The sequence below is a fragment of the Micromonospora sp. NPDC005806 genome (genome assembly GCF_042871425.1).
GTDB lineage: Bacteria > Actinomycetota > Actinomycetes > Mycobacteriales > Micromonosporaceae > Micromonospora.
On record NZ_JBIAIL010000025.1, the window covers coordinates 14,817 to 35,916 of the forward strand.

At 73.0% G+C, this 21,100-nt stretch carries 18 protein-coding genes; 9 read left to right on the forward strand and 9 right to left on the reverse strand.

Annotated features, from left to right (window positions below):
- Window positions 1–34 precede the first annotated feature (34 nt).
- Genes ACFYOS_RS23585 through ACFYOS_RS23600 form a run of 4 tightly spaced genes read right to left on the reverse strand, consistent with a single transcriptional unit; the run spans window position 35 to window position 4,933 of the window.
- Window positions 35–2,800 carry an AAA family ATPase gene (locus ACFYOS_RS23585; protein ID WP_387145416.1) on the reverse strand — a complete coding sequence of 922 codons (2,766 nt, stop codon included), beginning with the start codon at window positions 2,798–2,800 and terminating at the stop codon, window positions 35–37.
- The gene (locus ACFYOS_RS23590) at window positions 2,797–4,365 is read right to left on the reverse strand and encodes a long-chain fatty acid--CoA ligase (protein WP_387145419.1); all 1,569 of its coding nucleotides are present in this window, start codon (window positions 4,363–4,365) and stop codon (window positions 2,797–2,799) included. The genes ACFYOS_RS23585 and ACFYOS_RS23590 overlap by 4 nt, the downstream gene beginning before the upstream one ends.
- 10 nt (window positions 4,366–4,375) lie before the next feature.
- A complete protein-coding gene (locus ACFYOS_RS23595; RefSeq protein WP_387145422.1) occupies window positions 4,376–4,513 on the reverse strand; it encodes a hypothetical protein in 138 nt (45 codons plus the stop codon).
- A 15-nt stretch (window positions 4,514–4,528) separates the two neighbouring features.
- A complete protein-coding gene (locus ACFYOS_RS23600; protein ID WP_387145425.1) occupies window positions 4,529–4,933 on the reverse strand; it encodes a YjbQ family protein in 405 nt (134 codons plus the stop codon).
- 285 nt (window positions 4,934–5,218) lie between these two features.
- On the opposite strand from ACFYOS_RS23600, the gene aceE reads away from it, so the two are divergent.
- Complete coding sequence (aceE, locus tag ACFYOS_RS23605) at window positions 5,219–7,963, forward strand: pyruvate dehydrogenase (acetyl-transferring), homodimeric type (RefSeq protein ID WP_387145428.1); 2,745 nt, start codon at window positions 5,219–5,221, stop codon at window positions 7,961–7,963.
- Between the two features lie 140 nt (window positions 7,964–8,103).
- On the opposite strand, the gene ACFYOS_RS23610 is transcribed toward aceE, so the two are convergent.
- A complete protein-coding gene (locus tag ACFYOS_RS23610; protein WP_387145670.1) occupies window positions 8,104–8,934 on the reverse strand; it encodes an alpha/beta fold hydrolase in 831 nt (276 codons plus the stop codon).
- An 84-nt stretch (window positions 8,935–9,018) separates the two neighbouring features.
- Here ACFYOS_RS23610 and ACFYOS_RS23615 point away from each other — a divergent pair, with 84 nt between their 5' ends.
- The gene (locus ACFYOS_RS23615; protein WP_387145431.1) at window positions 9,019–9,546 is read left to right on the forward strand and encodes a PadR family transcriptional regulator; all 528 of its coding nucleotides are present in this window, start codon (window positions 9,019–9,021) and stop codon (window positions 9,544–9,546) included.
- 84 nt (window positions 9,547–9,630) lie between these two features.
- Here the strand turns inward: ACFYOS_RS23615 and ACFYOS_RS23620 are convergent, their stop codons facing one another.
- Window positions 9,631–10,077, reverse strand: a complete 447-nt coding sequence (locus ACFYOS_RS23620) for an SRPBCC family protein (RefSeq protein WP_089013161.1) — start codon at window positions 10,075–10,077, stop codon at window positions 9,631–9,633.
- Window positions 10,078–10,262: 185 nt separating this feature from the next.
- Between ACFYOS_RS23620 and ACFYOS_RS23625 the strand changes: the two genes are divergently transcribed.
- The 3 genes from ACFYOS_RS23625 to gltX are packed head-to-tail and all read left to right on the forward strand — an operon-like array spanning window position 10,263 to window position 14,325.
- A complete protein-coding gene (locus ACFYOS_RS23625; RefSeq protein ID WP_387145436.1) occupies window positions 10,263–11,594 on the forward strand; it encodes a GH1 family beta-glucosidase in 1,332 nt (443 codons plus the stop codon).
- On the forward strand, window positions 11,591–12,868 hold the full coding sequence (locus tag ACFYOS_RS23630; protein ID WP_387145439.1) for an MFS transporter: 1,278 nt from the start codon (window positions 11,591–11,593) through the stop codon (window positions 12,866–12,868). The genes ACFYOS_RS23625 and ACFYOS_RS23630 overlap by 4 nt, the downstream gene beginning before the upstream one ends.
- A 47-nt stretch (window positions 12,869–12,915) precedes the next feature.
- Window positions 12,916–14,325, forward strand: coding sequence for a glutamate--tRNA ligase (gene gltX / locus ACFYOS_RS23635; RefSeq protein ID WP_387145442.1), 1,410 nt, complete (start codon window positions 12,916–12,918; stop codon window positions 14,323–14,325).
- A 64-nt stretch (window positions 14,326–14,389) separates the two neighbouring features.
- Here gltX and ACFYOS_RS23640 read toward each other — a convergent pair whose 3' ends face one another.
- A complete protein-coding gene (locus ACFYOS_RS23640) occupies window positions 14,390–15,001 on the reverse strand; it encodes a copper resistance protein CopC (RefSeq protein WP_387145445.1) in 612 nt (203 codons plus the stop codon).
- A gap of 213 nt (window positions 15,002–15,214) precedes the next feature.
- Here ACFYOS_RS23640 and ACFYOS_RS23645 point away from each other — a divergent pair, with 213 nt between their 5' ends.
- Window positions 15,215–15,880 carry a hypothetical protein gene (locus ACFYOS_RS23645; protein ID WP_387145447.1) on the forward strand — a complete coding sequence of 222 codons (666 nt, stop codon included), beginning with the start codon at window positions 15,215–15,217 and terminating at the stop codon, window positions 15,878–15,880.
- A gap of 19 nt (window positions 15,881–15,899) precedes the next feature.
- Here the strand turns inward: ACFYOS_RS23645 and ACFYOS_RS23650 are convergent, their stop codons facing one another.
- Window positions 15,900–16,826: an NADP-dependent oxidoreductase gene (locus tag ACFYOS_RS23650; protein WP_387145450.1), complete on the reverse strand. Its 927-nt coding sequence runs from the start codon at window positions 16,824–16,826 to the stop codon at window positions 15,900–15,902.
- Window positions 16,827–16,862: 36 nt separating this feature from the next.
- The gene (locus ACFYOS_RS23655; protein WP_387145453.1) at window positions 16,863–17,186 is read right to left on the reverse strand and encodes a hypothetical protein; all 324 of its coding nucleotides are present in this window, start codon (window positions 17,184–17,186) and stop codon (window positions 16,863–16,865) included.
- Window positions 17,187–17,524: 338 nt separating this feature from the next.
- Here ACFYOS_RS23655 and ACFYOS_RS23660 point away from each other — a divergent pair, with 338 nt between their 5' ends.
- The 3 genes from ACFYOS_RS23660 (at window position 17,525) to ACFYOS_RS23670 (ending at window position 21,018) form a co-directional block, all read left to right on the forward strand.
- The gene (locus ACFYOS_RS23660) at window positions 17,525–18,826 is read left to right on the forward strand and encodes a PucR family transcriptional regulator (RefSeq protein ID WP_387145456.1); all 1,302 of its coding nucleotides are present in this window, start codon (window positions 17,525–17,527) and stop codon (window positions 18,824–18,826) included.
- 78 nt (window positions 18,827–18,904) lie between these two features.
- Window positions 18,905–20,074 (forward strand): acyltransferase domain-containing protein, encoded by a 1,170-nt coding sequence (locus tag ACFYOS_RS23665; RefSeq protein ID WP_387145459.1) that lies wholly within the window; start codon window positions 18,905–18,907, stop codon window positions 20,072–20,074.
- Complete coding sequence (locus ACFYOS_RS23670) at window positions 20,074–21,018, forward strand: beta-ketoacyl-ACP synthase III (RefSeq protein ID WP_387145461.1); 945 nt, start codon at window positions 20,074–20,076, stop codon at window positions 21,016–21,018. The genes ACFYOS_RS23665 and ACFYOS_RS23670 overlap by 1 nt, the downstream gene beginning before the upstream one ends.
- The last annotated feature ends 82 nt before the right edge of the window (window positions 21,019–21,100 follow it).

Below are 21,100 nucleotides of genomic sequence, written 5' to 3' on the forward strand. Positions count from 1 at the left end.
GGGCGGGCGGCGGTCGCCTCTGTCAAATGACCGGTCACCCGCTCGGTGGAAGATCGCTGTCTCCGGCCGTCGGCAGATCCGTCAGTGCGTCGCGCAGGGCGGCTCGCGAGGTCACGCCGAGCTTGGGGAAGATCTGGTGGAGGTGGTATCCCACGGTGCGCGGCGACAGGAACAGCCGCTCGCCGATCTGCTTGTTGGACAGTCCGGACGCGGCGAGCAGGGCGATCTGGTGCTGCTGCGGCGTGAGGGTCTCGGCCGGGCGTGGCTTCGCCCGGTCGCGGTGCAGGCCGGCGGCGCGCAGCTCATTCTCGGCCCGGGTCATCCAGGGCCGAGCGCCCAGCTGTTCGAAGCCGTCCAGGGCCGCCCTGAGGTGCTCGCGGGCGACGGCGGGGGACCCGGTCCGCCGCAGCCGCTCGCCGAAGGTCAACCGGATGCGAGCCAGGTCGAAGGGCCACTGGTCGGCATCCGGTGTCCGGAGGGCCCGTTCGAACAGCTCACGGTGCTCCTCGTCCGGGGCGGCCATCGCGACCGCCCCGGCGACACCCAACGCCAACCGCGGCGACAGCTCGGCGATGCCGGCCTCGCGTACGGCGGTGGCATGGGCCCGCGCGTCGGCCGGCCGGCCGGAGCGGGCTGCCGCCTCGACCAGCTCCATGATCAGCCACAGTGCCTCGGGGGCGTGTGTCGCGAGCTGCCCCGCGGGGCTCACCGCGCTCGCCTGCCGGTACGCGTCGTCGAAGTCACCGCGCGACAGCGCGGTCATCGTCCTGACGTGGGAGACGTAGCCGGTCACCGCACCCACCCGGCGCGGCGCCGCCCACCGCACCATCTGGTCGGTCAACGCCCGGCTGCTGTCCTCCTCGCCGCGGGCGGTGGCCACCATGGCCCGCAGGAACAGGCCGATCCACCGGAGGAGGCGATAGTTGTGCGTCTCGCAGAGGGCAAGGCCCTCCTCCGTCAGCGCCAGCAGTTCGTCCCACCGGCCGGCGAAGTAGGCGTCGTTGCTCAGCAGGAACAGCGCCTCGATCGACGACGTCACCGCCCCGCCCTCACGGCCGTGGCGCACCGCCCGCCACAACGGCTCCCGGCAGTCGCCGATCCGGTCGAGGTAGCTGCCGGCGATCGCGGTGCGCACGATCCGGGCCGGGCTGGTCTCGTTGCCCAGCCGGGCGATGGCGGCGTCGAGCCGGTCGAGTACGGGCCGCGCCAGGTGTGCGGGATCGCTGAAGGTCCGGCTGAGGATCGCCAGCAACTGCGGGGGCTGCGGCCGCAGCCGGTCGACCGCCTCGTGAAACGGGGTCCAGAGCTCCGCCCGCCCGCCGAAGAACGCCACCATGAGCAGCGTGTACAGCGCCTCGACGAGGGTCTTGTCGTGCGCGTCGCCCGGCTCCGGCAGCGCCTGGATGGCGCCGGTCAGCAAGCGGTGGGCGCTGTCGACGTCACCGTTCTCGTTCAGCAGGTGGTACGCGCCCGCCACGGCGCCGGCCAGGGCGCCGCCGTGCTGCGGGTCGGCCCGCCGTGCCGCGTCCATCAGCGTCGGCACGTCCCGCAGGTCGCCGGTGACGATCGCGCCGAGGTAAGCCGCCTCCGCCAGCCGTCGGCTGCGGTCGGTGCCGGCGGGGCTGAGGTCGGCGGCATGCAGCAGTTCGGTGATCGCGCCGACCGAGTCGCCGCGGAACAGGTTCGTGTGCGCGACGTCCTGCAGCAACGCCGCCACCTGCTCGTTCGGACCTTCACAGGCCTCGGCCAGGTGCCAGGCCCGGCGCGGCGGTTCGTCCTCGCGGCGCTCGGCGAGGACGGCGTGTGCCTGCCGGCGCTCGGCGGCGTTCGACATGTCGAAGACCGCCGAGCGGATCAGTGGATGACGGAAGGTCAGTCGCGCGGTCGCCCGGTCGATGGACAGCAGGTGTGCGCGCTCGGCCGGCGCGAGGTCGTCGACCTCCGTGTGGGCGCGCAGGATCCGAAGATCGCCGCTGCCGTCGAGCACCGCGAGCAGCAGCACCCTGAACGTCCATTCCGGAAGATCGCGTACGCGGTCGGCGAAGACCGCCTGCAGGCGCCGGGTCAGCGGCAGTGTGGAGGGCAGCGTGCTGGGCGAGATCTGCGGTGCGCGGGCGAGCGCCACGGGGAGCTCCAGCAGCGCCAGCGGGTTGCCCTGGGCGTCGGTGAGCAGCCGCTGCCGCGCCCTCGGCGTGAGCTCGGGGTAGCGGCTGGCCAGCAGTGCCGCCGACGCGGCGTCGGACAGCGGTTCGATGTCGTACGTGCGGATGCCCGACCGGTCGAAGAACCCTTCCTCGCCGGTCCGCGAGCAGGCGAGGAATCCGACCCGGTGCCCGGCGAGGCGCCGGGCGACGAACCCGAGCACGGTGGCGCTGACCTGGTCGAGCCACGGTAGATCGTCGACGATGACCAGCACCGGCGCGGTGCCGGCGGCGTGCGCCAGGAGCGCGAGAGTCGCGCACGACACGAGGAGCCGATCCGCGGGCGGTCCCCCGGCCAGGCCGAGCGCGCTGTTGAGGGCGGCGCGCGGCAGCTCGTCCAGCCCGGACAGGTGGTCGAGGAGCGGGTAGAGAAGCTGATGCAGCCCGGCGAAGCTCAGGTTCGCCTCGAACTGCGCTCCGGTGGCGTGCACGATCCGGGCGCCGATGGCCGTTCCATGGGACGCGGCGACCGCCAGCAGCGCCGTCTTGCCGACACCCGCATCGCCGGAGAGCAGCAGCGCCCCGCCGCGGGCGGTGGCATCGTCGACGAACGAGCGGATCATCTCGATGTCCCGATCGCGGCCGATCAGCTGTCTCACGGTGTGGCTCCCCGATCCGCACCGGCTACCGGCACGACACGATCGGTTCGTCGCTGCTCGCGCAGTTCGCGCTTGAGCACCTTGCCGGCGGCGGACACCGGCAGCACGTCCACGAATTCCACGCTTCGTGGGATCTTGTACCCGGCCAACTGCCCGCGGCAGTGGTCCCGCAGTTCGTCGGTGGTCGCGGTGGCCTCCGCCCGCAGCACGACGACGGCGTGCACCCGCTCGCCCCACCGCTCGTCCGGCAGGCCGATCACCGCGCACATCGCCACCGCCGGATGCGACGCCAGGGCGCGCTCGACCTCAGTGGAGTACACGTTCTCGTCGCCGGTAATGATCATGTCCTTGATGCGGTCGACGACGAACACGTAGCCGCGCTCGTCCATGAAACCGGCATCACCGGTGTGCAGCCAGCCGTCGACCAGGCAGGCAGCCGTCTCCTCCGGACGGCGCCAGTATCCGGGCATCACGTGGTCGCCGCGCGCGACGATCTCGCCGACCACTCCGCGGCGTACCTCGGCACCGGCGGTGTCGACGATCCGGACCTCGGCGTGCGGCGCCGCTCGGCCACCGGAGCGGGCCAGACCGGGATCGTCGTGGTCGGCGGGCAGCAGCAGGGTGGCGACCGGGGCCAGTTCCGTCATCCCGTACGCCTGGACGAACCCGGCCTGCGGAAACATCGCACGGGCGCGGAGGGACAGCGCCTCGGGCATGGGTGATCCGCCGTAGATCAGACGACGCAGGCTGGTCACGTCGAAGCGCGCGACGTCCGGGAAGCCCACCAGCAGTTGGATCATCGTCGGGACCAGGAGGACGTCGGTGACCCGGTGCTGCTCGATCGCCGCAAGAACCGCACCGGGAGTGAAGCCGGGAATGATCACGTGGGTGCCGCCGGTGATCAGCGCGGCCGTCCAGGTGGCGAGATCGGCCAGGTGGAACATCGGGGCCGCGTGCAGGAGTCGCCCGCCGGGCGTGCCGAACTCGCCGGTGGCCAGGCTGCCCAGGGCCGAGGCGGCCAGGTTGGCGTGGGTCAGCATCACACCCTTGGGCCACCCCGTCGTGCCCCCGGTGTAAAAGATGCCGAACAGGTCGTCGCCGCCCCGCCGACTGTCGGGCATCGCCGGATGCTCCTCGATCAGACGCTCGTACGCGACAGCGCCGGCCGGTGCAGCTCCGTCGCCCATCACGACGACGGCCGACAGCGGAGCGTGCTCGCGCAGCGTCGCGATCATCGGGGCGAACTGCTCGTCGAGGATGAGCACGGCCGGCGCCGCGTCGCGCAGCGCGAAGCCGATCTCGGCCGCCACCCAACGGCTGTTGATCGGCATCACCACGGCGTCCGCCCACGGCGCCGCGAGCAGGCACTCGTGATAGCGGTCCGAGTTCGCACCGAGGAGGGCCACCCGGTCGCCGCGCGCAACCCCCAGCGCAACCAGCCCTGCGGCCAGGCGCGCGACCCGGTCGACGGACTCGCGCGCCGACCGCACCCGGTCGCCGCAGATCGTCATCACCCGCCGCGGATCCTGCTGCACCGCCCGGTGCAGCGCCTGCGTGAGGTACATCCGCATCCCCCTACCGCAGCGTCGTCCCGACGACGAGAACTGTAAGCACGTCGGGCACGGTACGGGTGGCGAGGCGACGGCGCAGCAGCCTGCGTCGGTACGTCCGCACCCCGGCCCGGCTCGCCGCGAACGTCGACGTGCTGCCCACTCCTTCCGGGTGGGGTCAGCCGGGGAGGAAGGAGAAGCGGACCTTCCGGGTGGGGTTGTCGCCGTTGGTGTCGACCAGGCAGATCGACTGCCAGGTGCCGAGCTGGAGGCGGCCGCCGAGCACCGGCAGGGTCGCGTACGGGGGCACGAAGGCGGGCAGCACGTGGTCCCGCCCGTGCCCGGACGAGCCGTGCCGGTGCCGCCACCGGTCGTCGGCCGGCAGCAGGTCGTCGATCGCCCGCAGCAGGTCGCCGTCCGAGCCGGACCCGGTCTCGATGATCGCCAGCCCGGCCGTGGCGTGCGGCACGAAGATGTGCAGCAGCCCGTCGCCCTGGCCGGAGACGAACCGCTCCGCCTCGGCGGTGATGTCCCGGCAGGTCGGCCGGGACCCGGTCTGGACGCTGATCACCTCACTGCGCATATGGCGCATTCTGCCGTAGCGGCTCAGGAACCGCCCCCGCTGCCGCCACAGTCCCCACCGTCGCCGCCTTCGCTCCGCCCCCCAGAACCGGTCGCCGCCGCATGCCGGCCGGGTGGCCGGGGTGGCGAGCGCCGGTGCGGCCTAGCGCACCTGGCGATCGCGCAAAGTTACTGCTGAGTACCTGTGTTCAGCGTCGCGTCTGGGGGAGGGAGACGTGACGGCGAGCGCCACGAGGGGGCAGGATGGCGCTAGAGACCTATCCCACACAGAACCGAGGGAACGCCTGTGGCTACGGAACGCAAGCGCCCGGTGATCACCGCTGGTCTGCCGAGCCAGCTTCCGGACATCGACCCTGAAGAGACCAGCGAATGGGTCGAGTCGCTTGACGGTGTCATCGACGAGCGCGGAACCAAGCGCGCCCGGTACGTCATGCTGCGCCTGCTGGAGCGGGCCCGCGAGCGCCAGGTCGGGGTGCCGTCCCTGACCACCACCGACTACATCAACTCCATCCCGCCGGAGCGCGAGCCGTGGTTCCCGGGTGACGAGCACATCGAGCGGCGGATCCGGGCGTACATCCGGTGGAACGCCGCCATGCTGGTGCACCGGGCGCAGCGCCCCGAGATCGGTGTGGGCGGCCACATCTCCACCTTCGCCAGCTCCGCGTCGCTCTACGAGGTGGGCTTCAACCACTTCTTCCGGGGCAAGGACCACCCGGGCGGCGGCGACCACATCTTCTACCAGGGCCATGCCTCCCCCGGCATGTACGCGCGGGCCTTCCTGGAAGGGCGGCTCAGCACCGACCAGCTCGACGGCTTCCGGCAGGAGCTGTCGCACCCGGGCGGCGGCCTGCCGTCGTACCCGCACCCGCGGCTGATGCCGGACTTCTGGGAGTTCCCCACCGTCTCGATGGGCCTCGGGCCGATCAACGCGGTCTACCAGGCGCGGTTCAACCGCTACCTGCACCACCGGGGCATCAAGGACACCTCCCAGCAGCACGTCTGGGCGTTCCTCGGCGACGGTGAGATGGACGAGGTCGAGTCGCTCGGCGCGATCGGCGTGGCCGCCCGCGAGGAGCTGGACAACCTCACCTTCGTGATCAACTGCAACCTGCAGCGGCTGGACGGCCCGGTTCGGGGCAACGGCAAGGTCATGCAGGAGCTGGAGGCGTTCTTCCGGGGCGCCGGCTGGAACGTGATCAAGGTGGTCTGGGGCCGGGAGTGGGACCCGCTGCTCGCGGCGGACACCGACGGCGCGCTGGTCAACCTGATGAACACCACGCCCGACGGTGACTACCAGACCTACAAGGCGGAGTCCGGGGCGTACGTCCGGGAGCACTTCTTCGGCCGCGACCCGCGCACCCGCAAGATGGTCGAGCACCTCAGCGACGACGAGATCTGGAACCTCAAGCGGGGTGGCCACGACTACCGGAAGCTGTACGCCGCGTACAAGGCGGCGATGGAGCACACCGGCCAGCCGACGGTGATCCTCGCCAAGACCATCAAGGGTTGGACGCTGGGCTCGCACTTCGAGGCCCGCAATGCCACCCACCAGATGAAGAAGCTGACGCTGGAGGACCTGAAGCTCTTCCGCGACCGGCTCTACCTGGACATCCCGGACAAGCAGCTGGAGGACAACCCCTACCTCCCGCCGTACTACCACCCGGGCGAGAAGTCCGACGAGATCGAGTACCTGCACGAGCGGCGGAAGCAGCTCGGCGGCTACCTGCCGACCCGGCGGACCACCGGCAAGACGCTGCAGATCCCGGGCAGCGAGCGGTTCTCCGACGTCAAGCGCGGCTCGGGCAAGCAGAAGGTGGCCACCACGATGGCCTTCGTCCGCCTGCTCAAGGACGTGATGAAGGACAAGGAGTTCGGCAAGCGCTGGGTGCCGATCATCCCGGACGAGGCGCGCACCTTCGGCATGGACTCGCTCTTCCCGACGGCGAAGATCTACTCGCTGCACGGCCAGCGGTACACCTCCGTGGACCGGGAGCTGTTCCTGTCGTACAAGGAGGCCACCGACGGGCAGATCCTGCACGAGGGGATCAACGAGGCCGGTTCGGTCGCCTCGTTCACCGCGGCCGGATCGTCGTACGCCACCCACGGCGAGCCGATGATCCCGATGTACATCTTCTACTCGATGTTCGGGTTCCAGCGGACCGGCGACGGGCTCTGGGCGGCGGCGGACCAGATGGCGCGGGGCTTCCTGCTCGGCGCGACGGCCGGTCGCACCACGCTGAACGGTGAGGGTCTGCAGCACGAGGACGGCCACTCGCTGCTGCTCGCCGCCACCAACCCGGCGGTGGTGGCGTACGACCCGGCGTTCGCGTACGAGATCGCGCACATCATGGAGAACGGCCTGCACCGGATGTACGGCGAGGCGCAGGAGAACATCTTCTACTACCTCACCGTCTACAACGAGCCGATCTTCCAGCCGGCCGAGCCAGAGGGGGTGGACGTCGAGGGCATCCTCAAGGGCATCTACCGCTACTCCGCCGCGCCGAAGGTGGACGGCGGCGCGCCGAAGGCGAACATCCTCGCCTCCGGCACCGGCATGCAGTGGGCGCTCCGGGCCCAGCAGCTGCTCGCCGAGGACTGGGGGGTGGCCGCCGACGTCTGGTCGGTGACCTCCTGGACCGAGCTGCGCCGGGACGCGGTGGAGTGCGAGGAGCACAACCTGCTCAACCCGGGTACCGAGCAGCGGGTGCCGTACATCCAGCGGAAGCTTGCCGACGCCGACGGGCCGAAGGTCGCGGTCAGCGACTGGATGCGCGCGGTACCGGACCTGATCGCCCGCTGGGTACCGGGCGACTACACCTCGCTCGGCACCGACGGCTTCGGCATGTCGGACACCCGGCACGCGCTGCGCCGGCACTTCCACGTCGACGCCGAGTCGGTGGCGGTCGCGACGCTGCGCCAGCTCGCCCTGCGCGGCGCGGTGCCGGCCCACGTTCCGGCCGAGGCCGCGAAGAAGTACGCGCTGGAAGATGTCAACGCCGCCCCGGTCGGCGAGACCGGCGGCGACAGCTGATCCACCCCGCACGAAGGGCCCGGCGCTCCCGCGCCGGGCCCTTTGCCATCTCCTGCGCCCGCCCGCCCTGCCGCCCCGCCCGCCTCGCCCCGCCCGCCCCGCTCGGCCGATCATGGAGTTGTGGCGGTTGAAAAAGGGGACTAAGCGGTCAAGTCGGGTGCCACAAGTCCATGATCGGCGCGTCGGGCGGGGGTCAGGTCGGCGACGAACGGCTCGACGGCGGACCGCCAGCCGGTCGGGTTGTCGTAGTGCAGGACGTGGCCGGCGTCGGGGACGAGCACGAAACGGCCGTCGGGCAGCAGCTCGGCCATCTCCCGCTGCCGCGCGACCGGCTGGTCGCTCTCCGCCCCGGCGACCACGAGCGCCGGGCAGCCGACCCCGGCCAGCTCCGGCCGGTGGTCCCGGTCCGCCCAGTGCACCAGGGAGGCGAGCAGGTGCTCGGGGCGAGCCAGCGGATGCCACCCGTCCGGGCCCTCGGTCATCACCTCCACGAAGGACTCCCCCTCGGTGCGCCGGTCTGCCCCGAAGTAGTCGCGCACGTCGGCCAGGGTCGGGAACGGCACCGGCCAGTCGGCCAGCCAGCGCCGCCAGCGGTCGACCAGGTCGGGCGGGGTCACCGGGCTGATGTCGGCGATCACCACGCCACGGACCAGGTCCGGCCGGGCGCCGGCGAGTTGCCAGGCGGTGAGGCCGCCCATCGAATGCCCGACAACGAGCGCGGGCGCCAGGTCGAGCGCCTCGATCACCGCAACGGCGTCGTCCACGTACGGCGGGCGGTCGTACGGGCCGTCGGGTCGGTCGCTGTGGCCGTGCCCGCGTGCGTCGTAGCCGACCACCCGCCCGTACCGGGTGAGCCAGCGGGCGGTGGCCGTCCAGTTCGCGGCCCGGCCGGTGAGGCCGTGCAGCAGCAGGATGCCCGGGCCCTCGCCCCCGAAGTCGATCACGTTGAGCCCGGTCCCGCCATGTCCCATGACGCGCACGCGTTCCTCCTTATACCTCGAAACGAGGTATACCGTATCGAGGCATGCCGGCGGCGGGCAAGGCAGAATGCGGGAGTGCTGGAGTTGGCGATCCTGGGGTTCCTGGGCGAGGGACCGTTGCACGGGTACGAGCTGAAGAGCCGGATCACGCGCCTCGCCGGGTACGCCCGGCCGGTGAGCGACGGCAGCCTCTACCCGGCGATCAACCGGTTGGAGCGCGCCGGGCTGGTCAGCCGGCAGCGGGAGCCCGGTGCGGCCGCGGCCCCCCGGCACACCCTCTCGCTGACCACGGCCGGGCGGGCGGAGCTGTGGCGACGGCTGCGCGAGCCGGCCGAGCTGGACGTCACCGACCAGAACCGGTTCTTCACCCTGCTCGCTTTCCTGGGCCAGCTCGCCGACCCGGCCGCGCAGGCGGCGGTGCTCGAACGCCGGCTGGCCTTCCTCGACCAGCCGGCCAGCTTCTTCGCCGCCGGCGACCGGCCGCAGCGGGCCGCCGAGCAGACCGACCCCTTCCGGCGCGGGATGCTGGTGATGGCCCGCGAGATCAGCCGGGCCGAACGGTCCTGGCTCCGGGCCGCGATCGCCGAACTGCGGGCCGGCTGAGGGGGCGGAGTCGACGATGGTCCGGCGTTCCTGGCGGGAACGCCGGACCATCTCCATCGTGGGCGACGCCGGGACCGGCTCCGGTCAACCGACGGCGGCCAGGTCGGTCAGCCGGGCCAGCGAGTCCTCCAGGTCGGCGCCGACCCGACGCAGGCCGAGCCGGAGCAGGGCGGCCTTGACCGGCCCGGCGGGCCACCGTACGACGATGAGCCGCACGATCGTCCCGCCCTCCTCCTCGTCGGGGGTCAGCTGTACGTAGATCTCGGTGCGCGCCTCGGCCCGGGCGCCGGCGCCCTTGGCCCGTTCGCGCCACCCGATCAGGGTCGGCTCCTGGTAGGCGATCACCTCGGCCTCGTGCGCCGCGCCGCGCCCGGCCTGGACCAGTTGTCGCCGGCCGAACCCCTCCCCCGAGAGAACCTCGGCCGCGCGGACCCCCGCCAGCCAGGCCGGCAACTGCTCGGCCCGCTGCACGACGTCCCAGACCGCTTCCACCGGCGCCATCACGTGCGCACTGCGTTCCACGAGGATCATTTGTCTTTCCCCCACTTAAAACACATCCGCGATATTCGGCACTCTATGTGTAAATCGGACTTAAGCGGATGGGTTTGGAGAAGACACGCCGAAAGCCCTTGCCCCGCCTGCCTTTCCGGGCCTATGGCGTGTCGCGGGTCCGCGCCCTAGAGTCGCGAGCACGCTTCGCGTTTCTGGGAGGGCGAATGACGACCGCGCCGATGCCCGACTTCCCCACCGACTTCCGGTGGGGGGTGTCCACGTCCGCCTACCAGATCGAGGGCGGGGTCACCGCCGACGGCCGGGGGCCGTCCATCTGGGACACCTTCGCCCACCTCCCCGGCCGGATCGTCGACGGCAGCACCGGCGACGACGCGTGCGACCACTACCACCGGTACGCCGAGGACATCGCGTTGCTGGCCGGGCTCGGGGTGTCCGCGTACCGGTTCTCGATCGCCTGGCCCCGGGTGCAGCCCACCGGCACGGGCCCGGCGAACCAGGCCGGGCTGGACTTCTACGACCGGCTGGTGGACGCGCTGCTCGACCGCGGCGTGGACCCGGTCGGCACGCTCTTCCACTGGGACCTGCCGCAGGCGTTGGAGGACGCCGGCGGCTGGCTCAACCGGGACACCGCCCACCGCTTCGCCGAGTACGCCGACCTGGTCGCCGCCCGCCTCGGCGACCGGGTGCGGCTCTGGATCACCCTCAACGAGCCGTTCATCCACATGAGCCTCGGGCACGGCATGGGCGTGCACGCCCCCGGCCGGATGCTGCTCTTCGACGCCTTCCCGGTGGCCCACCACCAACTCCTCGGACACGGCCTCGCGGTCTCCGCGCTGCGCGCCCGGAGCACCAGCCCGGTGGCGATCGCGAACAACTACTCCCCGGTGCGGCTGGCCGGGGAGACCGACGCCGACCGGGCGGCCGGGGCGGCGTACGACGCGCTGCACAACCGGCTCTTCACCGACCCGCTGCTCGGGCGCGGATACCCGGAGGAGTCCGGCTTCGACCCGGCCCTGCTCCGGGACGGGGACCTCGACGTGATCGCCGCCCCGATCGACGTGCTCGGGGTCAACTACTACAACCCGACCGGCATCCGGGCCGCCGAGGCGGACTCGCCGCTGCCGTTCGAGCTGGTGCCGCTGACCGGGTACCCCCGCACCGCCTTCGACTGGCCGGTGGCCCCGGACGGGCTGCGCGAACTGCTCCTCCAACTGCGCGACCGGTACGGCGACGCGCTGCCGCCGATCCAGGTGACCGAGAGCGGCTGCGCGTACGACGACGTGCCGGACGGGCGGGGCCGGGTGCACGACCCGGACCGGATCGCGTACCTGGACGGGCACGTGCGGGTGGTACACGAGGCGATGGCCGCGGGGGTGCCGGTAACCGGGTACTTCGTCTGGTCACTGCTGGACAACTGGGAGTGGGCCGAGGGCTTCACCAAGCGGTTCGGCCTGGTGCACGTCGACTACGCCACCCAGCGGCGTACCCCCAAGTCGTCGTACGCCTGGTTCCGTGACCAGGTGATCCGGCCGTGACCACGGTGAACCCCACGCCGGCCTCGCTGCCGGCGGCGCTCGCCGAACCGACCGTGCCGGTCCGACGGAGCTGGATCGCGCTGATCTTCGCGGCCAACCTCGGCGTCTGGATGGCCTTCTTCACCCCGATCCAGGTGCTGCTGCCGCAGCAGGTGGAACGGATCGCGCCGGGCGACAAGGAGGCGATGCTCGCCGTCGTCACCGGTCTCGGCGCGCTCGCCGCGGTGCTCGCCAACCCGCTCGCCGGTGCGCTCTCCGACCGGACCGTGCTCCGGCTGGCCGACCGGCACTTCGGCCGGCGGCACGTCTGGACCACCTCCGGCGCGGTGCTCGGCGCGTTCGCCCTGGTGCTGCTCGCCCGCCAGGACAGCATCGCCGGGGTGGCGGTCGGCTGGGTCGCCGCCCAGGTCTGCTTCAACGCGATGCTGGCCAGCCTCACCGCGGCCATCCCGGACCGGGTGCCGGTCGCCCAGCGCGGCGGTGTCTCCGGCTGGGTGGGCATCCCGCAGGCGCTCGGCCTGGTGCTCGGGGCGGTGCTGGTCACCGCCGTGGTCACCGGCAACGCCGCCGGGTACGCGGCCATCGCGCTCGCGGTGCTGCTGCTGTCGCTGCCGTTCGCGGTGCTCACCGAGGACGACCCGCTACCCCGGGAGCACCGGCCGGCGCTGCGGCTGCGCGCCCTGCTCGCCTCGATGTGGATCAGCCCGCGCCGGCACCCCGACTTCGCCTGGGCCTGGTTCACCCGGTTCCTGGTGCAGACCGGCAACGCGCTGGGCACGCTCTACCTGCTGTACTTCCTCACCGACGGGGTGCGGGTGGCCGACCCGGAGGGCGCGCTGCTGATCCTGATCCTGCTCTACACGCTCGGCATGATGCTCACCGCGGTGATCTCGGGGCGGCTGTCCGACCGGTCCGGCCGGCGCAAGGTCTTCGTGATCGTCTCCGGGCTGATCATGGCGGTCGCGGCGGTGCTGCTCGCGGTGGCCCCGACCTGGCCGATGGCGATCATCGCCGCGCTGCTGCTCGGCGCCGGCTACGGGGTCTACCTGGCGGTGGACGCGGCGCTGATCACCCAGGTGCTGCCGGCCGCCACCGACCGGGCCAAGGACCTCGGGGTGATCAACATCGCCAACTCCGCTCCGCAGGTGCTCGGCCCGGCGCTCTCCGCCCCGATCGTGATCCACCTGGGCGGTTACCCCACCCTGTACGCGGTCACCGCGGCCGTCACCCTCCTCGGCAGCGCCCTGGTCCTGAAGATCAAAGCAGTACCCTGACCGCCCCCTCGCTCAAATCGGCTCGCCGGCCGCCGTAGGCTGGGGACGTGACGGTACGTGTACGCTTCGCCCCTTCCCCGACCGGTATGTTCCACGTCGGCGGTGCCCGCTCGGCCCTGCAGAACTGGATCTACGCCAAGCAGCAGGGCGGGGTGTTCGTGCTCCGCATCGAGGACACCGACGCGGCCCGCAACAAGCCCGAATGGACCGAGGGCATCCTGTCGGCGCTCGACTGGATCGGCATCGCCCGGGGCAGCTACGAGGGCCCGTACTTCCAGTCGTCGTACGCCGGCGAGCACCGGGCCGCCGCGCAGCGGCTCTACGAGGGCGGCCGGGCCTACTACTGCGACTGCACCCGGGAGGACGTGCAGGCGCGGACCGGCTCGCAGTACCAGGGCTACGACGGCTTCTGCCGGGACCGGGGCCTCCCGGCGGGCGAGGGGCGGGCGCTGCGCTTCCGCACGCCGGACGAGGGCGCAACCGTGGTGGTCGACCTGATCCGCGGCGAGCCGACCTTCGAGAACAAGCTGATCGAGGACTTCGTCATCGCCCGCGGCGACGGCTCGCCGGTCTTCCTGCTCGCCAACGTGGTCGACGACATGACCATGGAGATCACCCACGTGATCCGGGCCGAGGAGCACCTGCCCAACACCCCGAAGCAGCAGCTGCTCTGGGACGCGCTCGGGGTCAAGCCGCCGGTGTGGGCGCACGTGCCGGTGGTGGTGAACGAGAAGCGGCAGAAGCTGTCCAAGCGGCGGGACAAGGTCGCCCTGGAGGCGTACCGGGACGAGGGCTACCTCGCGGCCGCGATGCGCAACTACCTGATGCTGCTCGGCTGGGCCCCCTCCGGCGACCGGGAGATCGTCCCGTGGTCGGTGATCGAGGAGGAGTTCCGGCTGGAGGAGGTGAACCCCTCCCCCGCGTTCTTCGACGAGAAGAAGCTGCGCGCGTTCAACGGCGAGTACATCCGGGCGCTGCCGATCGAGGATTTGATCACGGAGTGCCAGCCGTGGCTCACCGGCACGGAGACCATCGCCCCGCCGCCGTGGCAGCCGGGGGAGTTCGACGCCGACGCGTTCGCCGCGGTGGCCCCGCTGGCGCAGACCCGGATCGCGGTGCTCAGCGAGATCGTGCCGAACGTCGACTTCCTCTTCCTGGCCGACCCGCTGATCGACGAGGCGGCCTGGGCGAAGGCGATGAAGGAGGGCGCGGCCGAGCTGCTGGACGCGGCGATCGCCGCGTTCGAGGCGCTGGAGTCCTGGGACGCCGAGTCGCTGAAGTCCACGCTGGAGGCGGTGGGCGCGGAGCGCGGGCTGAAGCTGGGCAAGGCCCAGGCGCCGGTCCGGGTCGCGGTCACCGGGCGCACCGTCGGCCTGCCGCTCTTCGAGTCCCTCGAGGTGCTCGGCCGCGAGCGCACCCTGACCCGGCTGCGCGCCGCCCGGGTGCGCCTGGTCTGAGGCCGGCACGTGACGGGGCCCGCCGGTCGTCCGGCGGGCCCCTTCGTCGTACGACGGGGGTGGGTCAGCGTCGGGCGGCCCGTCGGCGCAGCAGCAGCCCGCCGCCCAGCGCGACCAGAACCGCCACGGCGCCGAGCGCCCAGAGCCACCCGGTAGGCCCCTCCTCGTCCGAGCGGGAGGCGGCGGGCACCGGGCTCGGCGGGGTGGTGGGCGAGGCCGCCGGGGTGGTGGGCGCGGCGGTGCTCGGCGCCGCACTGGGCGACGGGCCGGCGGCGGGCGCGCCGGTGGTGAGGGTGAAGCTGATCTTCCCGCTGACCGGGTGGCCGTCGGACGAGCCGACCCGGTAGGCGACGGTGTAGACGCCGGCCGGGCCCGGGGTGAACGGCACGCTCACCCGGTTGCCGGAGAAGGTCGGTGTCCCGCCCGAGGCGGGCGCGTCGTCCGGCCCGGTGACTGTGATCTTCGTCGTACCCGGGGCCGGCGTGGCGAGGAAGCGCAGTTCGATCCGCTTCGGCGCGGTCGCCACCCGGGCGCCGTCCTTCGGATCGCTGCCGGTCAGCGAGTTGTGCGCGGCGGCCGGGGTGGCCGACAGCACCGACACACCGAACGTCACGCCGAGAACCACCAGCCAGGTACGCGCCACGCGGCCGACCTTGCCCCCCATGAGCTCCTCCATCCGGTTACGATCCGGCCGCTGATCAACGGCCGCGTCGGTTAGTCGGCCCCAGATCACAGATAGTTCCAATTACTCTTCCACCAGCTGCAACCAAGCGACGTTCTGCGGAGTCTTTGAGGTGGGCACCCGAAGCTCGGGCACGGCCACCGCCGTCGGCCGATCAAGCGTGACCTGCAGCGGAAGCCACCCATCGAACGGGGCGAGGAGGCGGCGATGGTCCGGAAGGTGAGGCGGCTGCTGACCGCCGTGGCGGGCGCGGTGCTCGCGACCGTGTGCTCGCTGGCCCTGGCCGGCGGGACGGTCGCCCACGCGGCCGCGCCCAAGCCCAAGCTCCCACCGGCCGGAGTGGACATCACCGGCGACCGGCTCGACCAGCCGCTGCAACTGCGCGCCGACACCCGCCCCGCCGAGGTCAACGCCGTCCTCGACCAGGTGAAGTGGCTGGGGCCGACCGGCCAGCAGCGCGGCCCGGCGGCGAAGGACCTCGGTCCGAAGTACACGGTCGTGGTGCTCTCCGGGGGCAACCCCGCGAAGACCTACGACCTCTACCCGCTCGCCAAGGGCGGGCCCCGGGTCTACCGGCCGGCCAAGCAGCCCGACCTGAGCAAGACCCGGGCCGGCTGGTTCTTCGGCCGGCTGACCATGTCCGAGACGCTGCGCAGCGTCGGGGTGCCGCTGGAGCGGCAGGTGGACACGCTCAGCGGCGGCATCGGCGGAGGCGATCGGGTCATCCCCGAGGAGGCGCTGGACCCGGTGCAGGACATCGACGCGGCGATGGGCGAGCTCCAGCGGCTGCTGCTGCTCAACGTCGGGGTGATGGTGGTCATCACCGCCGGGCTCGCCGGCATCGCCCTGCTGATCCGCCGTCGCACCCGCTGAGCCCGACCGGGCGGGCCGGTCAGACCTCCAGCACCACCTTGCCCCGGACGTGGCCCGCCGCCACCAGGCGCTGCGCCTCGGCCGCCTCGGCCAGCGGGAACGTCCGGGCCACGTGCACGGTCAGCCGACCGGCGTCGACCAGCCCGGCCAGCACGGCCAGGTCGGCAGTGGACGGCTTGACAAAGAGGTAGCTGCCGCCAAGCCGGGTGACGTGCTCCGGGTCGGCGGTGGAGATCAGCCGGGCCGGCCGGGTGAGCAGCTCGGCGGAGACGTCCAGCGCGTCGCCGCCGAAGAGGTCCAGCGCCACGTCCACCCCGTCGGGCGCGAGGGCGCGGATCCGGTGCAGCAGGTCGTCGCCGTAGCTGACCGGCTCGGCGCCCAGCGACCGGACGAAGTCGTGGTTGGCCTCGCTCGCGGTGCCGATCACCCGGCCGGCGCCGAGCGCCCGCGCCACCTGCACCGCCAGGTGCCCCACTCCGCCGGACGCGCCGTGCACCAGGACGGCGTCGCCCGCGCCGGTCCGGGCCAGCTGCAGGGCCTGGTACGCGGTCAGCCCGGCGAGCGGCAGGCCACCCGCCTCGGCCCAGGACGCCTGCACGGGCTTGTCGGCGAGGCACCGCTCCGGGGCGGGCACCAGCTCCGCGTACGTGCCGTACTGGACATCATCGCGCCGGACGTACCCGACCACCTCGTCGCCGACCGCGAAACCGGTCACCGCCGGGCCGACCGCCTCGACCACCCCGGCCGCGTCCCACCCGGGCACCAGCGGGAAATGGGTCGGCAGGGCGGCGGCCAGGTGGCCCTCGCGCACCTTCCAGTCGACCGGGTTCACCCCGGCGGCACGGACCCGCACCAGGACGGTGTCCGGCCCGACCGGCGGGGTGGGCAGGTCGCGCAGGGTGAGCTGGTCGGCCGAGCCATACGCGTCGATCGCGATCGCCTTCACGGTGCTCACGCTAGTCCCAAGGGGACGAGCACGGCGTCAGCACCAGCGGTGCGGAGGCCTTTCCCGGCGGAGCGTTCGGTTCCGCGGCCGGACCGCGCCGTGCCGGTGCGCGCCCGCCCAGCCGGGCAGGTCGCTGCGGCATCCCTGAGCGGGGGCCGGCTCGGGCGCGGCCGGCACGACCGGCTCGGCGGCCCGCGGTCGGGGCACGGGCGGGTTGTCGTCGCCGCGCCCGGCGGTCGGCTCGGCCGGATGGGTCAGGCCCGTCCGGCGGGGCTGCTTGGCGGGCGCCGGCTGTTCGTGTTGGCCCAGCCGGCGGGGCTCGCCCTGGGCGCAGCCGTGCTCGGCCTCCCCGTGCGCCATCCCGGTCTCCTCACGTTCGCCATCGCCCGTCGGGCGGTCGCCCCGACGTGCCCTGACACCGTACTGGCCGGGCCTGACGGGGTGGACGGCGCGTACCCGTGGAGATCGTCCGGCGCCGGTGAGGGGCCGGCGGCACGGGCCCGCCCGACCCCGGGTCTGTCGTACGCTTCGGCCCGGTCCGGGCGCTGGAGGGGTGAAATGGCCCTATGGATGGTCGTTGCGCTGGTGCGCGGCCTGCTACTGCCCCACTGACCGGACAGGTCAGCGAGCGGCGTCGAGGTCGGCGCGGGTGAGCAGGGCGCGCAACCCGTCGGCCCGTCGTCGGACCGCCCCTCGGTGTGGAGTCCCTGGTCAGGGCATGTCAGGCTGGAACGGTGAGCGAGCCGGGCGGGACCGAAGTGTCGGCGACGCTGCGCCGGATCGAACGGGCGGCGGGCGCGCTGGCCACCAGCAGCGTGGCCCGGATGGACGAGGCCCTGCCCTGGTTCCGGGAGCTGCCGGCCGACCAGCGGTCCTGGGTCATGCTGGTCGCCCAGGCCGGTGTCCGGTCGCTGGTGCAGTGGCTGCGGCAGGGCGGTGGCGCCACCGACAGCACCCAGGAGGTGTCGGACGAGGTCTTCGCGGCCGCACCGCAGGCCCTGGCCCGCTCGATCAGCCTCCAGCAGACCGTGGCGCTGATCAAGGTGACCATCGAGGTCGTCGAGGAGCAGGTGTCGCACCTCGCCGTGAAGGGCGAGGAGCAGCTGTTGCGGGAGGCGGTCCTGCGCTTCTCCCGGGAGATCGCGTTCGCCGCCGCCCGGGTGTACGCCCGCGCCGCCGAGACGCGCGGGTCGTGGGACGCCCGGCTCCAGGCGTTGCTGGTGGACGCGCTGCTGCGCGGCGACTCGCCGGACGTGCTGGCCAGCCGGGCGGCGGCGCTGGGCTGGACGGACGCGCCCCCGGTGGCGGTGGCGGTGGGCCGGTCCCCCGGCGGCGAGGTGGCCGCCGTGCTGCACACCGTCTACCGGCAGGCCCGCCGGATCGGGGTCGAGGTGATCGGCGGCGTGCACGGCGACCGCCTGGTGATCGTCCTGGGCGGGGCGGCGGACCCGCTGACGGCGACCGAGAAGCTGCTGACCGCGTTCGGGGACGGGCCGGTGGTGGTGGGTCCGGCCGTACCCAGCCTGGACGAGGCGACGGACTCGGCGCGGGCCGCGCTGGCCGGGTTCCGCGCGGCGCCGGCCTGGCCGACGGCGCCACGCCCGGTGCCCGCCGCGGACCTGCTGCCGGAGCGGGCCCTGGCCGGCGACGCGGAGGCCCGCCGCCGGCTGCGCCACGACGTCTACGCGGCGCTGGTCCGCGCCGGGGGCGAACTGCTGGAGACGCTGGACGCCTTCTTCGCCGCCGGGGGCACGCTGGAGAGCGCCGCCCGGGCCCTGTTCGTGCACCCGAACACCGTGCGCTACCGGCTCAAGCGGGTGGCCGAGGTGACCGGCTTCTCGCCGCTCGCGCCCAGGGACGCGTTCGCCCTCCAGGTGGCGCTGACGGTCGGCCGGCTCGACCCGGTGGTCCCGGCGGTCGCACCCGTCCCGACCCAGACATTGAGCCCAAGCGTCAGGAAAACGTCACAGACAGGTGATGATCGCCGCCGATCTTTGTAGGGACCCTCCAAAGCTTCTAGTGCGGTTTGGTGCCGTGCGTTACAGCGCGACCCGCGAGTATCCGTCAGAGTCGTAGACGTGCTCGCCGTACTCTCACCCGGACAGGGTTCCCAGAAACCCGGCTTCCTGACGCCCTGGCTCGCCCTGCCCGGAGCCGAGGCGCGCCTGCGCTGGTGGTCCGCGCTGGCCGGGGTCGACCTGGTCCACCTCGGCACCGAGGCGGACGCCGACGAGATCAAGGACACCGCCCGCACGCAGCCGCTGCTCGTCGCGGCCGCGCTGCTCGCGGCCGAGCACCTGCCGATGTACGACGTCGCGCTGGTCGCCGGCCACAGCGTCGGCGAGCTGGGCGCCGCCGCCCTGGCCGGGGTGCTCCCCGCCGAGGCGGCCGTGACCCTCGCCGGCGTACGCGGTCGGGAGATGGCCGCCGCCTGCGCGCTGGAGCCGACCGGGATGGCCGCCGTGCTAGGTGGCGACCCGGACGAGGTGCTCGCCGCGATCGAGGCGCACGGGCTGCACCCGGCCAACCGCAACGGCGCCGGCCAGATCGTCGCCGCCGGCTCGGTCGACGGACTGGACAAGCTCGCGGCCGAGCCGCCGGCCAAGGCCCGGGTCATCCGGCTCCAGGTCGCGGGCGCCTTCCACACCCCGTACATGGCCCCCGCCGAAGCCGCCCTGGCCGGCGTGGCCGCCGGCATCACCCCGACCGACCCGGCCCGGATCCTGCTGTCCAACCTGGACGGCTCTGCGGTCAACCACGGTCGGGAGCTGGTGCAGCGGCTGGTCCGCCAGGTCACCGCGCCGGTGCGCTGGGACCTGTGCATGCGCACCCTGGCCGACCTCGGCGTGACCGGCGTGCTCGAACTGCCGCCGGCCGGCACCCTGGCCGGCCTGGTCAAGCGGGAGCTCAAGGGCGAGGGCGCCCCCGAGATCGTCACCCTGAACACCCCCGACGACCTGCCCGCCGCGCGGGACCTGATCGCCCGGCACAGCGGCCTGGGCGGTCACGAGCCGGTCATCCAGTTCCGCGTGGTGGTCGCCCCGGCCGCCGGCACCTTCGCGCCGCTCGCCGAGCTGGCCGAGGGCGCGGACCTGCGCGTCGGACAGGTCATCGGCCACGTCGCCACCCGGCAGGGGGCGGTCGAGGTCACCGCGCACGACAGCGGGCTGCTCACCGAGTGGCTCGCCCACCACGACGACCCGGTCGCCCCGGGCCAGCCGCTCGCCCGCATCGGAGGACAGCACTAATGGCAGGCAGTCGGATTGTCGCGATGGGGCACTACCAGCCCTCCCGCGTGGTGACCAACGACGACCTCGCCCAGATGGTCGACACCAACGACGAGTGGATCCGGGACCGGGTCGGCATCGTCACCCGGCGGATCGCCGGCGACGAGACGGTGGCCGACATGGCCACCGCGGCGGCCGGCAAGGCGCTGGCCAACTCCGGCCTGACCGCCGCCGACATCGACCTCGTGGTGGTGGCCACCTGCACCTCGGTCGACCGCAGCCCGAACGTGGCCTGCCGGGTCGCCGCCAAGCTGGGCATCGCCGCCCCGGCCGCGTACGACGTCAACACCGCGTGCTCGGGCTTCGCGTACGCGCTGGGCACGGTCGACCACGCGATCCGGGCCGGGGCGGCGCGCAACGCGATCGTCATCGGCGCGGAGAAGCTCTCCGACTTCACCGACTGGACCGACCGCTCGACCTGCATCATCTTCGGTGACGGCGCCGGGGCCGCGGTGGTCACCGCGACCGCCGAGGGCGAGCCGGCCGGGGTCGGGCCGGTGGTCTGGGGCTCGGTTCCGGAGAAGAGCGACGCGGTCCGCATCGAGGGCTGGCGGCCGTACATCGCGCAGGAGGGGCAGGCGGTCTTCCGCTGGGCCACCACCGCGCTGGCGCCGCTGGCGCTGCAGGCCTGCGAGAAGGCCGGGGTGGCCCCGTCGGAGCTGGCCGCGTTCGTGCCGCACCAGGCCAACGCCCGGATCATCGACGGCATCGCCAAGCGGCTGAACATCCCCGACGCGATCATCGCGAAGGACATCGTCGAGTCCGGCAACACGTCGGCGGCGAGCGTCCCGCTGGCCCTGTCCAAGCTGGTCGAGCGGCGGGAGGTGCCGTCGGGCGCCCCGGTGCTGCTGTTCGGCTTCGGCGGCGGCCTGACCTACGCCGGTCAGGTCGTCCGCTGCCCCTGAAGACCCCCTCGGGCGCGAGCGCGCCGAGGAGTGACGACCGGCGTCGCCGGCCGTCGAGTGAACCCCCGATGAGAGGAACCAA

What these genes read in the sequence shown, in the direction of transcription:
- ACFYOS_RS23590 (WP_387145419.1), bottom strand. Translation starts at nt 4,365, where the DNA reads ATGTACCTCACGCAGGCGCTGCACCGGGCGGTGCAGCAGGATCCGCGG.
- ACFYOS_RS23600 (WP_387145425.1), bottom strand. Translation starts at nt 4,933, where the DNA reads ATGCGCAGTGAGGTGATCAGCGTCCAGACCGGGTCCCGGCCGACCTGC.
- ACFYOS_RS23610 (WP_387145670.1), bottom strand. Translation starts at nt 8,934, where the DNA reads ATGGGACATGGCGGGACCGGGCTCAACGTGATCGACTTCGGGGGCGAG.
- ACFYOS_RS23620 (WP_089013161.1), bottom strand. Translation starts at nt 10,077, where the DNA reads ATGATCCTCGTGGAACGCAGTGCGCACGTGATGGCGCCGGTGGAAGCG.
- ACFYOS_RS23625 (WP_387145436.1), top strand. Translation starts at nt 10,263, where the DNA reads ATGACGACCGCGCCGATGCCCGACTTCCCCACCGACTTCCGGTGGGGG.
- ACFYOS_RS23640 (WP_387145445.1), bottom strand. Translation starts at nt 15,001, where the DNA reads ATGGAGGAGCTCATGGGGGGCAAGGTCGGCCGCGTGGCGCGTACCTGG.
- ACFYOS_RS23645 (WP_387145447.1), top strand. Translation starts at nt 15,215, where the DNA reads ATGGTCCGGAAGGTGAGGCGGCTGCTGACCGCCGTGGCGGGCGCGGTG.
- ACFYOS_RS23655 (WP_387145453.1), bottom strand. Translation starts at nt 17,186, where the DNA reads ATGGCGCACGGGGAGGCCGAGCACGGCTGCGCCCAGGGCGAGCCCCGC.
- ACFYOS_RS23670 (WP_387145461.1), top strand. Translation starts at nt 20,074, where the DNA reads ATGGCAGGCAGTCGGATTGTCGCGATGGGGCACTACCAGCCCTCCCGC.